This window comes from Micromonospora sp. NPDC005252 (assembly GCF_042872475.1).
Classification (GTDB): domain Bacteria; phylum Actinomycetota; class Actinomycetes; order Mycobacteriales; family Micromonosporaceae; genus Micromonospora.
This window is the reverse complement of record NZ_JBIAKN010000008.1, coordinates 127,632-141,488: the sequence shown is the minus strand read 5'-3', so window position 1 is coordinate 141,488 and position 13,857 is coordinate 127,632. Positions and strand designations below refer to the sequence as shown.

The 13,857-nt window shown below is 69.8% G+C and carries 11 protein-coding genes; 2 read left to right on the top strand and 9 right to left on the bottom strand.

From position 1 onward, the window contains the following. The first annotated feature begins 23 nt into the window (after window positions 1-23). Window positions 24-791: a M23 family metallopeptidase gene (locus ACFYPH_RS22675; protein WP_354855377.1), complete on the top strand. Its 768-nt coding sequence runs from the start codon at window positions 24-26 to the stop codon at window positions 789-791. Window positions 792-890: 99 nt separating this feature from the next. Here the strand turns inward: ACFYPH_RS22675 and pcrA are convergent, their stop codons facing one another. Next, window positions 891-3,296: a DNA helicase PcrA gene (gene pcrA, locus ACFYPH_RS22670; RefSeq protein ID WP_354855376.1), complete on the bottom strand. Its 2,406-nt coding sequence runs from the start codon at window positions 3,294-3,296 to the stop codon at window positions 891-893. A gap of 313 nt (window positions 3,297-3,609) precedes the next feature. Here pcrA and ACFYPH_RS22665 point away from each other — a divergent pair, with 313 nt between their 5' ends. Continuing rightward, window positions 3,610-3,999: a chorismate mutase gene (locus ACFYPH_RS22665; protein ID WP_354855375.1), complete on the top strand. Its 390-nt coding sequence runs from the start codon at window positions 3,610-3,612 to the stop codon at window positions 3,997-3,999. Window positions 4,000-4,134: 135 nt separating this feature from the next. On the opposite strand, the gene ACFYPH_RS22660 is transcribed toward ACFYPH_RS22665, so the two are convergent. The 8 genes from ACFYPH_RS22660 to ACFYPH_RS22625 all read right to left on the bottom strand — a co-directional run bounded on the left by ACFYPH_RS22660 (window position 4,135) and on the right by ACFYPH_RS22625 (window position 13,838). Next, entirely contained in the window at window positions 4,135-5,148 is a 1,014-nt protein-coding gene (locus ACFYPH_RS22660; protein ID WP_354855374.1) for a dipeptide ABC transporter ATP-binding protein, read from the bottom strand. Further along, window positions 5,141-6,169: an ABC transporter ATP-binding protein gene (locus ACFYPH_RS22655; protein ID WP_354855394.1), complete on the bottom strand. Its 1,029-nt coding sequence runs from the start codon at window positions 6,167-6,169 to the stop codon at window positions 5,141-5,143. Before ACFYPH_RS22655 ends, ACFYPH_RS22660 begins: the two co-directional genes overlap by 8 nt. Before the next feature lie 25 nt (window positions 6,170-6,194). Next, window positions 6,195-7,154, bottom strand: a complete 960-nt coding sequence (locus ACFYPH_RS22650; protein ID WP_355068473.1) for an ABC transporter permease — start codon at window positions 7,152-7,154, stop codon at window positions 6,195-6,197. Then, a complete protein-coding gene (locus tag ACFYPH_RS22645; RefSeq protein ID WP_354855372.1) occupies window positions 7,147-8,073 on the bottom strand; it encodes an ABC transporter permease in 927 nt (308 codons plus the stop codon). The genes ACFYPH_RS22650 and ACFYPH_RS22645 overlap by 8 nt, the downstream gene beginning before the upstream one ends. Before the next feature lie 149 nt (window positions 8,074-8,222). Then, window positions 8,223-9,863 carry an ABC transporter substrate-binding protein gene (locus ACFYPH_RS22640; protein ID WP_387184360.1) on the bottom strand — a complete coding sequence of 547 codons (1,641 nt, stop codon included), beginning with the start codon at window positions 9,861-9,863 and terminating at the stop codon, window positions 8,223-8,225. A gap of 666 nt (window positions 9,864-10,529) precedes the next feature. Beyond that, window positions 10,530-11,693 carry a thioester domain-containing protein gene (locus tag ACFYPH_RS22635; protein ID WP_387184357.1) on the bottom strand — a complete coding sequence of 388 codons (1,164 nt, stop codon included), beginning with the start codon at window positions 11,691-11,693 and terminating at the stop codon, window positions 10,530-10,532. Between the two features lie 190 nt (window positions 11,694-11,883). Further along, a complete protein-coding gene (locus tag ACFYPH_RS22630; protein WP_354855393.1) occupies window positions 11,884-12,570 on the bottom strand; it encodes a response regulator transcription factor in 687 nt (228 codons plus the stop codon). Between the two features lie 2 nt (window positions 12,571-12,572). After that, entirely contained in the window at window positions 12,573-13,838 is a 1,266-nt protein-coding gene (locus ACFYPH_RS22625) for a PspC domain-containing protein (RefSeq protein WP_354855369.1), read from the bottom strand. Window positions 13,839-13,857 lie beyond the last annotated feature (19 nt).

Below are 13,857 nucleotides of genomic sequence, written 5' to 3'. Positions count from 1 at the left end.
CCCCTCGACTGTGAAGGTCCGCCGTGCAGGAAGACAGCCCCGTCCAGAACGAGAACACCCCCGACACCACCGTCGAGCAGCCGCGACGTGCCCGCCGGCGGAACCGCCTGATCGTGGCCGGCGCGGCCGCGCTGGTCGCCCTCGGCCTGGGTGGGGTCGCCGTCGCCACCTCCGGCCCCGACCGGACGGCGCCCACCGCCGTCTCGCTCGACGCCCAGTCCCGCGCCGAGGCCGCCAGCCGGGCCGACCGCTCGACCCGCGAGTCGAGCGCGCCGGCGTCGGCGTCGGCCAGCCCGACCGTGAGCCCGTCGACGGCCAGCGCCAGCCCGACACCGACGAAGACGGCCACCGCCAAGCCGAAGCCGAAGCCGAAGAAGACCACCAGGCCGACGGCCGCCTGGGTCGACCCGATGCCGGGCGCCGCGGTCACCTCCTGCTACGGCCAGCGCTGGGGCACCCTGCACGCCGGGATCGACCTGGCGCTGCCCTCGGGCACCCCCATCCGCGCCGCGGCCGCCGGCACGGTCACCCAGGCCGGTGACGCCGCGGACGGGTACGGCAACTCCGTCTTCATCGACCACGGCAACGGCTACCTGACCCACTACGCCCACCAGAGCCGCATCGCGGTCACCGTCGGGCAGGCGGTCAAGGCCGGCCAGGTGATCGGCTACGAGGGCGCCACCGGCGACGCCACGGGCCCGCACCTGCACTTCGAGGTGCACCAGGGCATGTGGAACCAGATCGACCCCGCCCCGTTCATGCGGGCGCGCGGCGTCGACCTGGGCTGCTGAGCCTGGCCCGCACAGAATCCTGAAAGGGTGGCCTCCGCGCTGGCGGAGGCCACTCTTTCCATGTTCTAGCGCGACCTCGCGAAGGTGCCGTTTCGGGCGTCAGAGCTTGTCGACCGGGGCGTGTCGCAGCACCAGCCACATGGTCTGGTCGCCGAAGTCGATCTGCGCGCGGGCGCCCGGGCCGTGCCCCTCCACGGCGAGCACGCGCCCCAGCCCGTAGCGCTGGTGGTTGACCCGGTCGCCGGCGGCCACCTTCGGCCCCTGCGGCAACTCGCTGGCCGTGGTGAGGCGGCTGCCGTCCACGCCGAGCCGCTGGGCAAGCTGCGCCGCCTTCGGGGTGCCGCCGGTGAAGGTGCCCCGACCGCCGGGCGCACGGTCGGCACGACCGCCGACGCCGCCGCCCCCGCCGGCCCACGAGGTGTACGACCCCTCGGTGCGCTCCCAGCGCACCAGCTCCGGCGGCAGCTCCTCCAGGAACCGCGACGGCGGGTTGTAGGACGGCTGCCCCCAGGCCGAGCGGGTCACCGCCCGGGAGAGGTAGAGCCGCTGTCGGGCACGGGTGATGCCCACGTACGCCAGTCGGCGCTCCTCCTCCAGCTCGCGGGTGTCGCCCAGCGAGCGCAGGTGCGGGAAGACGCCGTCCTCCAGCCCGGTCAGGAAGACCACCGGGAACTCCAGGCCCTTGGCGGTGTGCAACGTCATGAGGGTGACGACGCCCTGGTGGTCGGGGTCGTCGGAGGGGATCTGGTCGGCGTCGGCCACCAGCGCGACCTGCTCCAGGAAGCCCGCCAGGGTGGCGCGCTCCCCGTCGGCGCCGGTCGCCTCGATCCGCTCGGTGTACTCCCGGGCGACGCTGACCAGTTCCTGGAGGTTGTCCACCCGGCCCGCGTCCTGCGGGTCCAGGCTCTCCTCCAGCTCGGTGAGGTAACCCGAGCGGGTCAGCAGGGCCTCCAGCACCTCCTCCGGGGTGCCGGTCTCGGCCAGCTCCCGCGCGCCGTCGAGCAGCGCCACGAAGTCGGCGATGCCGTTGGCCGCCCGGGTGGAGATGCCGGGCGCCTCCCGGGCCCGGCGCAGCGCCGCGCCGAAGGAAATCCGATCACGGCTGGACAGCGCCTCGACGCACGCCTCCGCGCGGTCGCCGATCCCCCGGCGCGGGGTGTTCAGCACCCGCCGCAGGCTCACCGTGTCGTCGTCGTTGACCACCGAGCGCAGGTACGCCAGCGCGTCGCGGACCTCCTTGCGCTCGTAGAAGCGCACCCCGCCGACCACCTTGTACGGCAGGCCGGCGCGGATGAACACCTCCTCGAAGACGCGGGACTGGGCGTTGGTGCGGTAGAAGACCGCGACGTCACCGGGGCGTGTCTCGTCGGCGTCGACCAGCCGGTCGATCTCCCGGCCCACCCAGTCCGCCTCGGCGTGCTCGGTGTCGGCCACATAGCCGACGATCCGCTCGCCGTCGCCGGCCTCGCTCCACAGCCGCTTCGGCTTGCGGGAGGTGTTCCGGTCGATCACCGCGTTGGCCGCGTTGAGGATGGTCTGGGTGGAGCGGTAGTTCTGCTCCAGCAGGATCGTCCGCGCGTCGGTGAAGTCCCGCTCGAACTCCAGGATGTTGCGGATCGTCGCGCCCCGGAACGCGTAGATCGACTGGTCGGCGTCACCGACCACGCACAGCTCGGCCGGCTCCAGCCCGTCGGTGCCGGAGACCAGCTCCTTGATCAGGACGTACTGGGCGTGGTTGGTGTCCTGGTACTCGTCCACCAGCACGTGCCGGAACCGCCGCCGATAGCTCTCCGCGACGTGCGGGTGGGACTGGAGCAGGTGCACCGTCGTCATGATCAGGTCGTCGAAGTCCAGCGCGTGCGCCTCGCGCAGCCGGCGCTGGTACAGCGTGTACGCCTCGGCGAGCGCCCGCTCGTTGGGCCCGCTGGCCCGCGCGGCGAACTGCTCCGGGTCGACCAGCTCGTTCTTGAGGTTGGAGACCTGGGCGGCCAGACCACGCGCCGGGTAGCGCTTCGGGTCGAGATCCAGCTCGCGGGTGACCAGCTGCATCAGTCGGCGGGAGTCGTCCGCGTCGTAGATCGAGAACGTCGATTTGAGGCCGGCGTGCTCGTGTTCGGCGCGCAGGATGCGGACGCACGCCGAGTGGAACGTCGACACCCACATCAGTCGGGCCCGTGGGCCGACCAGCGCGGCGACCCGCTCCTTCATCTCGCCGGCCGCCTTGTTGGTGAAGGTGATGGCGATGATCTCACCGGGATGCACGTCCCGTGCGGCGAGCAGGTAGGCGATCCGGTGGGTGAGCACCCGGGTCTTGCCGGACCCCGCGCCGGCCACGATCAGCAACGGGGAACCGGCGTGGCTGACGGCGTCGCGCTGCGGCCCGTTCAGCCCGGCGAGGAGCTGCTGCGGATCGAGACGGACGGACGCCGACCCGGGCCGGTGCGGACGGGCCGGCGCGGACTCCGGCGCGGGCGGGGACGCGGGAATGTCGAAGAGAGGATGCATCGCGCACCAAGTCTATGCCGCCAGCCGGACACTTCCCGACCGCGCCGTCCGCCGGGCCGGGTCGCCGTGCCTGCGCCTGGAGCACACGGCCGGGCCGCCCTTTTGCGCCGGAATCCTTGCGCGCCGGCCACCGGCGTGGGCATACTCGACGGCGTGATCGCTGCGCGCTACTACTTTTACTACGGCACCGGGAGTCCGGCTGCCGTAGGTCGCGCCTGATCGACAGACCTGCGAAAAGCCCCGGGCTCCTGGAGTCCGGGGCTTTTTCGTCCCGGGTTCCGGGCACCGGGCACCACAGCGCGAGAGGTACCCGATGATGACAGACGTGGTGGAGCAGAACGGTGGCCCGGCCGGACCGGAGGCGGGACAGCCGTCGGCGAGCGGGAGCGTGCCGGAGGTGGTGCCTTCGGTGCGGACCGGCGACCCGTCCGAGGCACGGACCGGCACCGTGGAGCCGACCGCCGCTGCGCGGATCGTGCAGATCAGGGAACGGATCGACGAGATCGACCACGCGTTGATCGCGCTCTGGCAGGAGCGGGCCGCGCTGTCACAGGAGGTCGGGGCGACCCGGATGGCATCCGGTGGAACCCGCCTCGTGCTCTCCCGCGAACGGGACATCCTGGAGCGCTTCCGGCTCGCGCTCGGCGCCGACGGCACCCAACTGGCGCTGCTGCTGCTGCGCGCGGGCCGCGGGCCGCTCTGAGGCGCCCCGGTGGCCGCCGGTGCGGGGTCGTCACCCGACCGGCGGTGCGGGAGCGTGGCGAACCGCTCAGAGGGCTCCGGACAGACGAAACCGCCTGCCGTCGTCGTGGTGACGTCGGCAGGCGGTTCCGGTGACTCACACCTCGTGGGTGGCGACGATCTCGCGCCGCTCCGCGAAGTGGCAGGCGCTCGGGTGGTCCGAGTCGCGCCGGATCTCCAGCAGCGGGACCTGCTCGGCGCAGACCTCCTGCGCCTTCCAGCAGCGGGTCCGGAACCGGCAGCCCGAGGGCGGGCTGATCGGCGACGGCACGTCACCCGTGAGCCGGATGATCGTCTTGTTGTTCCGCTGGGTCGGGTCCGGCACCGGCACCGCCGAGAGCAGCGCCTGGGTGTACGGGTGGGTCGGCCGCTCGTAGATCTCGTCCTCGGTGCCGATCTCAACGATCTTGCCGAGGTACATCACCGCCACCCGGTCCGACAGGTGGCGGACCACCGACAGGTCGTGGGCGATGAAGATGTACGACAGCCCCAGCTCGGTCTGCAGCTTCTCCAGCAGGTTCATCACCTGGGCCTGGATGGAGACGTCAAGCGCCGAGACCGGCTCGTCGCAGACGATCACCTCGGGCCGCAGCGCGAGCGCGCGGGCGATGCCGATGCGCTGACGCTGACCGCCGGAGAACTGGTGCGGGTACCGGTTGATGTGCTCCGGGTTGAGCCCGACCAGGTCGAGCAGCTCGCGGACCTTGGCCCGACGGCTGCCCCGGGGCGCCACCTCCGGGTGGATCTCGAACGGCTCCCCGATCAGGTCACCGACAGTCATCCGCGGGTTCAGCGAGGTGTACGGGTCCTGCATGACCAGCTGGATCTGCCGACGCAGCCGACGCAGCGCCCCACCGGAGAGCTTGGAGATGTCCTGGCCCTTGTAGACCACGCTGCCGGCGGTCGGCTTCTCCAGGTTCATCAGAACCCGGGCGAGGGTCGACTTGCCGCAGCCGGACTCGCCGACGACACCGAGCGTCTCGCCGGCCCGCAGACCGAACGAGACCCCGTCGACGGCCTTGACCTGACCGACGGTCTTCTTGAACACCACACCCTGGGTGACGGGGTAGTGCTTGACCAGGTCACGGACCTCGAGGATGTTCTCAGACACGGTTCACCAGCTCCTCGGCGAAGTGGCAGGCGCTGGCCCGGGCGGGGCCCACCTGGAGCAGCGGGGGGACCTTCTCCCGGCACACCGGCTGCGCCATCGGGCAGCGCGGGTTGAACGGGCAGCCCGGCGGGATGTTCATCAGGTTCGGCGGGAGGCCCTTGATCGTCCGGAGCTGCTGCCCCTTCTCGTCCAGACGCGGGATCGAGTCGATCAGACCCAGCGTGTACGGGTGCGCCGGCTTGGCGTACAGGTCGTACACGTCGGCTTCCTCGACGATCCGGCCCGCGTACATGACGGCGATCCGATCGGCGACGTCGGCGACCACGCCGAGGTCGTGGGTGATCAGGATCATGCCCATCTGCCGCTCACGCTGGAGCTCCGCGAGCAGGTCCATGATCTGGGCCTGCACGGTCACGTCGAGCGCGGTGGTCGGCTCGTCCGCGATCAGCACCTCGGGGTCGAGCGCCAGCGACATCGCGATCATCGCGCGCTGCCGCATACCGCCGGAGAACTGGTGCGGATAGTTGTTGAACCGGCCCTTGGCGTTCGGGATCTTGACCTGGTCGAGCATCTCGATCGCGCGCTTCTTGGCCTCCGCGCGACCCAGACCCCGCCGAACCCGGAACTGTTCGGCGATCTGGAACCCGACGGTGAAGACCGGGTTCAGGGCGGAGAGCGCGTCCTGGAAGATCATCGCGATGCCCTCACCGCGGATGCGGCGGCGCTCCTCGGCGGACATGCGGAGCATGTCCTTTCCGTGGAAGCGGACCCGCCCACCGGTGACGAAGCCGGGGGGCGTGTCGAGGATGCCCATGATCGTCTGCGCCGTGACGCTCTTACCGGAGCCGGACTCGCCGAGCACGGCGAGGGTCTCCCCCGCGTCGACGTGGTACGTGACCCCGTTGATGACCTTTGCGACGCCGTCCCGGGTACGGAACTCCACCCGCAGGTCGTCGACCTCGAGCAGCCGGCCGGAGGGGCGCCCGGACCCGCCGGATCCCGGCGCGGACTGCTCAGACACGAGAATGTCGGACACTGGATCTCCCCTAGCGGAGTTTCGGATCGAGAGCCTCGCGGACCGCTTCACCGAGCATCACGAAGCTCAGCACCGCGGCGACGAGGAATGCGGCGGGGAAGAACACGAGCCCCGGCGCGACCCGGATGAAATCCTTACCCTCGCTGATCATGATGCCCCAGGACACCACCGGCGACTTCAGGCCGACACCCAGGAACGACAGGGTTGCCTCGGCGCCGATGAACGAGCCGACCATGATCGTGCCGTAGACCAGCAGTGGGGCCAGGCAGTTCGGCAGCAGGTGCTTGAGGATGATCCGGCCGCTGCCGGCACCCAGCGCACGCGCCGCCACGATGTAGTCGGCCTCCTTGGTGGAGAGCACCGAGGAACGCATCAACCGCATCACGACCGGCCAGCTCAGCACGATCAGCGAGATGATCACCAGGCCCATGATCTCGGCCTTGCTGTTGCTGCTGCCCGAACCGTTGAACGTGGTCAGGATGACGATCGCGCCGAGCACGAACGGCACTCCGAAGAACACGTCCGCGACCCGGCTGAGAATCGTGTCGACCCAGCCACCGAGGTATCCGGAGATGATGCCCATGGCACCACCGATCAGCAGGGTGCCGACCACGGAGAGCACGGCGACCACGATGGAGGCACGCGCGCCGTAGATGACCCGGGCGTAGACGTCCCGGCCCTGCAGGTCGTACCCGAACCACGCGTTGCCGGACGCCTTGTTGAGGCTGCGCGACAGCGATCCGTTGACCGCGTCGCCCGGGGCGAACAGCGACGGGAAGGCCGCCATCAGCAGGAAGATGACGATGATCGTCGTCGAGATCCAGAACAGCGGCTTACGGCGCAGGTCCCGCCAGGCGTCACCGAGCAGACCACGCGGCTTCTCGTTGCCCTGCGGCCCGGAGGTGGCCGGGGTGTCCGTCACCTGTGCGGGAGGGGTGCTGACAATCGATGCGGTGCTTGGGTCACTCATAACGGATCCTCGGGTCCAGGGCGGCGTAGAGCAGGTCGACCAACAGGTTCATCAGCAGATAGACGACCACCAGTACGACCACGATGCCAACCACGGTAGCGCTTTCCTTGGTGACGATCGCGCGGTAGACCTCGCGGCCGATTCCGTTGATGCCGAAGATGCCCTCGGTGACGATCGCGCCGCCCATCAGGGCGCCGAGGTCGGTGCCGAGCAGGGTGACGACCGGAATGAGCGAGTTGCGCAGCAGGTGCACACCCACGACCCGGCGCATCGGCAGGCCCTTGGCGATGGCGGTGCGCACGTAGTCGGCACGGCGGTTCTCCGCGATGCTCGTTCGGGCCACCCGGGCGATGTACGCCACCGACGCGCTACCGAGCACGAAGCCCGGCACGATCAGCTCGGAGAATCGCATCTCGGACGAGACGGTCGGCTTGACGATGCCCCACTGCACACCCAGCAGCCACTGCAGCACGAAGCCGACGACGAACACCGGCAGCGCGAGCAGGAAGAGGGTCGAGACGAGGACCAGGTTGTCCAGGAAGCCGTTGCGGCGCAGACCGGTCAGGATGCCGGCGCCGAGGCCGATCACGGCCTCGATGGCGAGCGCGACCAGGGCCAGCTTGAGCGTGTTCGGGTACGCCGTGGCGATGATGCCGCCGATGTCGCGCTGCGAGAACGTCTGGCCGAAGTCGCCCTGGAGCAGGTTCTTCATGTAGTTGCCGTACTGCACGAAGACGTTCTGGTCCAGGTGGTACTTCTCGGTCATGTACGCGACGTACTGGTCCGGGCAGCGGCGCTCGCCGCACTTGCCGGCGAACGGATCGCCCGGGACGGACCAGACGAGCCAGTAGATCAGGAAGGTCGAGCCGATGAAGACCGGCACGAGTTGGAGCAGCCGTCTCAACAGATAACGGCCCATGGGGTGGTCCTCCAGACAGGGGGCGCGTCGGACGGCCGACACGGTGGTGACAACGTGGCGAGTGGAGTGCTGTGGCACCCACTCGCGGAACGGCCCCGGGTCGGGCTCACCGGATGTGGCGAGCCCGACCCGGGGTCAGACCGTTCGGATCAGAGCTCGACCGAGGTGATGTCGAGTTCGCCGACGTTGTTCAGCTCGAGCTTCTTGATCTTCTCCGAGTGGCCGGACTGCTGGCCGTAGAAGTAGACCGGGATGCTCGGGACGTCCTGGTCGACAACCTCGACGGCCTTGGCGAACGCCTCGTGCGAGGCCTCCAGGCTCGGCGCGGCGCTGGCCTGCTTGGCCAGGGTGTCGACCTCGGGGTTGCTGTACAGGCCGTCGTTGGACGAGCCACCCTTGACGTAGAGCGGGTTGACCCAGTTCTCCACGTCCGGGTAGTCCTGCTGCCAGGCGGCACGGTACGGGCCGGCCATCTTGTGGGCGTTGATGTTCTGGCGGAACACCGCGAAGGTCGGGATGCCCTCGGCCCGCGCGTCGATGCCGAGGTTGGTCTTGACCTGCTGCGCAACCGCGTCCATCCAGTCCTTGTGGCTGGAGTCCGAGTTGTAGTAGAAGACCATCTCACCGGTGAAGCCGCCGGCCTCGGTCAGCAGCTGCTTGGCCGTGGTCGGGTCGAACTTGCAGGCGGTGCAGTTACCCGGCTTGGCGCCCGGGGTCAGCGGGTTCGCCCAGCTGTCGGCCGGCTTGCGGGTACCGAAGAAGATCTTGTCCGAGATCTCCTGCCGGTTGATCGACAGCGACACCGCGCGACGCAGCTTCGGGTTCTGGAAGCGCTTGTCGTAGATCGGGAACGCGATGAACGCGGTCGACGGCGTGACGGTGTTCAGGCCACGGTCACCGAGGTCGGTCTTCCACTTGTCGCCGGCGAGCGCCGAGGTGGGGACAACCTCCATGAAGTCAAGGTTGTTGGCCAGCAGATCGGCGTAGGCCGCCGTCTCGTCCTGGTACAGCTTGACGTCGACGTCCTTGATCTTCATCTTGTCGCGCAGGCTGTAGTCGTCGAAACGAGTCAGCTTGATGAGGACGTTGTCCTGCCACGACACGAACTTCACCGGGCCGTTGCCGATCGGCTTCTTGCCGAACTCCTCGGGCTTCATGGTGAAGAACACGTCCGGCAGCGGCATGAACGCGCTGTAGCCGAGCTTGGTCGGGAAGACCGCGGTCGGGGCGGCGAGGGTGACCTCGAAGGTCTGCTCGTCGATGACCTTCAGGCCGGAGAGCTTGTCGGCCGTCGGGGTCGGGGCCTTCTGCGGGCCGTCCGGGCCGTCCGGGTCCTCGGTGTAGGTCTTGTCGAAGCCCGCGATGTCCGAGAAGAAGGAGCCGTTCTGCGCGCCGTTCGGCGAGTACGCCGCCCAGTTCCAGGCGTCGACGAAGTTCTTCGCCTTCACCTCGGTACCGTCGTGGAACTTGGTACCCTTCTTGATCTTGATCGTGAAGACCTTGGAGTCCTTGGTGTCGATGGACTCGGCCAGCGCGTTGCGCGGGGCCCCACCGTCGTTGGGGTACTCGACCAGGCCGGTCCACAGCCAGTCGATGACCTTGCCACCGCCGGTCTCCGTGGTGTTCGACGGAACCAGCGGGTTCTCCGGCTGGACGCCGTGGATGACGATCGCGCCATCCTTGCTGGCGGCGGCGTCGCCGTCGCCGTCACCGCTCGAGCAACCGCTCGCGACAAGCGCGGCAGCCGCGCTGAGCGCGATCGCGCTCGTCGCCCGCTTCGAGACTCTCATTCCGAGGGGCCTCCTCTTTCTAACCTGGTTCCGTCGTGGGTTTCACGCACGTTTTGGGGGTGACACCGCCCGACCACCCCGGGGCGGGGGTCGCCGGGACCACAGGGAAGTTGGGGACACCCCTGATGTTCCGATCCGCCGGGCTCCCTCACCCGACGAGGCGCGACTCTGCGCAGGCGGCACAGCCACGAACCCGCCGGGAAAACAGCGGAGGCCGTGGTCGTGGGCCGTGCGGAGTGCCACACACCGAGGGTGAGGTGCTGCCACTGTGACACCCACTGGCCGCTTTCGTGAAGGTGCCGTTATCAAGCCGTTAGTTGTCCGCCACGTTGCCGATACTTGAAAAATGATCACAAAACGGTCAGTCCAGGTGTCTCCGACCTGGAAGTACCTGACCTGCTGGGACGCTCGCGCCCCGCTCAGGCTCGGCTTATGTGAGCTTTTTCGCTTGACGACCACGCGGTCCGACGTCTAACGCGGGCTCGACTTTCTTTACCCGTCCGGACGAGGTCAACGTCGGCTGCACGGGCACCATGGCCGGCTGGGTGGACGAGGGTGCCGCGGACGGTTTTCTGATCACCGAAGAGCGACCGCGGCGGCTGCGACGACACCGGCCCCGGCGCCGCCTGGAGGCGGGGCCGGGGCCGGTGGTGTGGCGGGGATGGATCAGGCGGTGAAGCGGACCTTGCGACGACGCACCAGGAGGACGGCCACCGCACCCGCGGCGAGCAGCAGCAGACCGGCGGTCGCCGCCGCCGCGATCGGCGAACCGGTCAGCGGCAGGCCGCCACCGTTGCTCGCCGGCGAGGTGGACGGGGCCGGGCTGGCCGGCTGCGCCGAGTCCGACGGCGTGGCCGACGGGGTGGTCGGCGAGGCCGACGCGCTCGGGGTCGCCGTCGGGGCGGTCGGCGGCGTCGTGGGGACGGCGGTGAAGGTGGCCGCCGCCTGGGTGGTGACGGTGGCGCCGGTGCTGCCGCCGAGGATCAGCTTCTGCGCCTTCTTGGCGCCGGTGAACAGGAACACCCGGCCGAAGGAGACCGAGTCCTGCGCGGTCAGGGTCACGTTGACCGCGCCAGCGGCCTCAGCGGCCAGCCAGAACTGCCCGCCGTTGGTGGTCGTGGTGACCGGCTTGCCCTCGGCGTCGACGGCGGTGCCGCCGGTGGCCGCCACGGTGATGGCGCCCGCCGGGCCCTTCACCGTGAACGGACCGGCCTTGCCGCCGACCGTCGCGGTGGCGCTGGCCGGGTCGACGGACAGCTCGGCACGCGGCTCCGGCTGGTCGGTGGCGTTCTTGATGAGGTAGTCACGGACCTTCGTGATCACCTCGTACTGGTTGCGGGCCTGCAGGTCCTTCTCCCAGGCGCCCAGCTCGATGCCGTCGCTGAAGTGCCAGACGGCGGTCTGGGTGCCGAAGTAGAGCAGCGTCTCCAGCTGCTTCTTACCGACCTTCGTCTCCACGCCGGCGGCGGCGAGAAGCGCGGTGGAGTCGGCGTTCGGGTAGCCGTGGGTGAGCACCCACTGGACCTTGCCGAGGTTCCGCACCTCGGACTCGTCCCAGCTGCCCTCCTCGTACTTGCCGTCGAGCTTCACGCTGGTGTGGTAGTCGATGCAGAACGCCGGCACCAGCTTGCCGTCGATCTTCAGAGCGAGCGCAGACGTGGTGCGCGTCTTGCCGTCGAGCTTCAGGGTGACCTCGGTGCCATCGACCACCTTGGCCACACCGGTGGCCGGAGCAGCGGCTGCGGCACCCGCCACGCCGAGCGCCAGCGCGCCGCCGGCGACGGCCGCCAACGCGACCCGCGCCCAGTGTCGTCCTCGTTGTCCCAACATCAAGATTGTGTACCTCTCCCCCAGGGGTGACCCGCTACCGCGGGCACGCGTAAGCCGCCGCCTCCGCGGGATGCCAACACCCACGCGCGGAAACGGGACCGGGGCAGTATGGGACGACGGGTGATCGTTTGTCAGCCCCGCCCGGCGGCATCCGTGGCATCTGCCCGAAATGCCGGGGCGGAGGAATAGATCACACGAGCCGGCGGTCCGCCGCCCAGCGGGACAGTTCGTAGCGGTTGGACATCTGGAGCTTGCGCAGCACGTTCGACACGTGCGTCTCCACCGTCTTGATGGAGATGAACAGCTCCTTGGCGATCTCCTTGTACGCGTACCCCCGGGCGAGCAGGCGCAGCACCTCCCGCTCCCGGTTGGTGAGCTGGTCCAACTCGGGGTCGGCCACCGGGGCGTCCGGCCGGGCCGCGAAGGCGTCCAGCACGAACCCGGCGAGCCGGGGGCTGAACACCGCGTCACCGTCGGCGACCCGACGGATCGCCGCGGTCAGCTCGTCCGGGGAGATGGTCTTGGTGACATACCCCCGGGCGCCGGCCCGGATCAACCCGATCACGTCCTCCGCCGCGTCGGAGACGCTCAGCGCCAGGAACTTGACCTGCGGATGGCTGCGCCGCATCGCCTCCAGCACGGCGCGGCCACCGCCGTCGGGCATGTGTACGTCGAGCAGCACCACGTCCGGGACGGTGGCGGCGATCCGGGTGACCGCCTCGGCCACCGTGCTCGCCTCACCCACCACCTCGACATGGGCGCCCAGCTCGGCACGCACCCCGGCACGGAACATCGCGTGGTCGTCGACCAGGAAAACCCGCAGGCGTTCCGGGCGGCTGGTCGCCGGGTCGAGGTGCTCCATCGGCTGCTCGGCCATGGTCATTTGTTCCTCTCCGCTGCGGACGAGTCCCGGGAGATCGGCAGGATCAACCGGACCTCGGTCCCCTCCCCCGGGCCGGACCGGATCTCGGCCCGTCCGCCGTGCCGCTTCATCCGTCCGATGATCGAACCGCGTACGCCGTGCCGGTGGTCCTCCACCGTATCCGGATCGAAGCCCTTGCCCCGGTCCCGGACGAAGACGCTGACCTGATCGGGCTCCACCTCGGCGTAGAGCGACACGGTCTGCACGCCGGCGTGCCGGGCCGCGTTCACCAGCGCCTCCCGCGCGGCGGCGACCAGCGCGCCGACCTTCTCGTCAGTCTCCCGGTCGCCCACCACCACGGTCTCCACCGTGATCGCGAAGGTGTCCTCGACCTCGGCGGCGGCCTGCTCCAGGGCGGCCGCGAAGCGCTCGCTCGGTGACGCCGTGGGCTTGTAGAGCCAGTTGCGCAGCGAACGCTCCTGCCCCCGGGCCAGCCGCTGCACCGTCTTGACGTCGCTGGCGTTGCGCTGGATCAGCGCCAGCGTGTGCAGCACCTGGTCGTGCACCATCGCGGCCAGCTCGGCCCGCTCCTGCTCGCGGATGCGCCCCTCGCGCTCCGCGCGGAGCTGGCTGTACGTCCGCCAGAGCACCGGCGCGGTGACCACCCCGACCCCGGCCAACCCGACCAGCGCGAAGATCACCCCGTTGATCACCGCGTCGAAGTTCTGTGCCGGCGAGTAGACCGCCGCGACACCGATGATGCCGACCGCGACCAGCACCCCGCCGCCGATGAACCGGAGGACGAAGGCCCGCCGGTCGCTCTCCTCCACGACCGCCCCGAGCCACGGGACCGGCATCGTGTCGCCCCAGCGCCGTCGCCGCTCGGGCGCCGACTGGTGCCAGATGACCCCGGCGCCGACCGCGATGATGGCCACCAGCCAACCGGCGGTGCCCGCCGCGCCGACCGAGTCGAAGACCATCACCTGGATCAGCAGGACACCGAGCCCGATCCCGACGAACGGCAGGAGCTGGGCCACGTCGCGCCGGGGCGGCACCGCGGTGTCACCGGGGCGCAGCGGCACCACCGCCCAGAAGGCCGCGTAGAGCAGCAGTCCGAGCCCGCTCAGCCCGAGCAGCACCATGAACGCCACCCGCACGCGCAGCACCGAGATGCCGAGATGGTCGGCGATACCGGCGGCGACGCCAGCGGCCATCCGATGCTCGGGGGCGCGGTACAGGCGCGGAGGCGGGGTCACGGTGCTGATCGCAGGCTCCCTGGTCACGGTGGTGGGCTGTCCGGAG

Coding starts and splice junctions, on each gene's coding strand:
- pcrA (WP_354855376.1), bottom strand. CDS start 3,296: ATGCATCCTCTCTTCGACATTCCCGCGTCCCCGCCCGCGCCGGAGTCC.
- ACFYPH_RS22665 (WP_354855375.1), top strand. CDS start 3,610: ATGATGACAGACGTGGTGGAGCAGAACGGTGGCCCGGCCGGACCGGAG.
- ACFYPH_RS22650 (WP_355068473.1), bottom strand. CDS start 7,154: ATGAGTGACCCAAGCACCGCATCGATTGTCAGCACCCCTCCCGCACAG.
- ACFYPH_RS22645 (WP_354855372.1), bottom strand. CDS start 8,073: ATGGGCCGTTATCTGTTGAGACGGCTGCTCCAACTCGTGCCGGTCTTC.
- ACFYPH_RS22640 (WP_387184360.1), bottom strand. CDS start 9,863: ATGAGAGTCTCGAAGCGGGCGACGAGCGCGATCGCGCTCAGCGCGGCT.
- ACFYPH_RS22635 (WP_387184357.1), bottom strand. CDS start 11,693: ATGTTGGGACAACGAGGACGACACTGGGCGCGGGTCGCGTTGGCGGCC.
- ACFYPH_RS22630 (WP_354855393.1), bottom strand. CDS start 12,570: ATGGCCGAGCAGCCGATGGAGCACCTCGACCCGGCGACCAGCCGCCCG.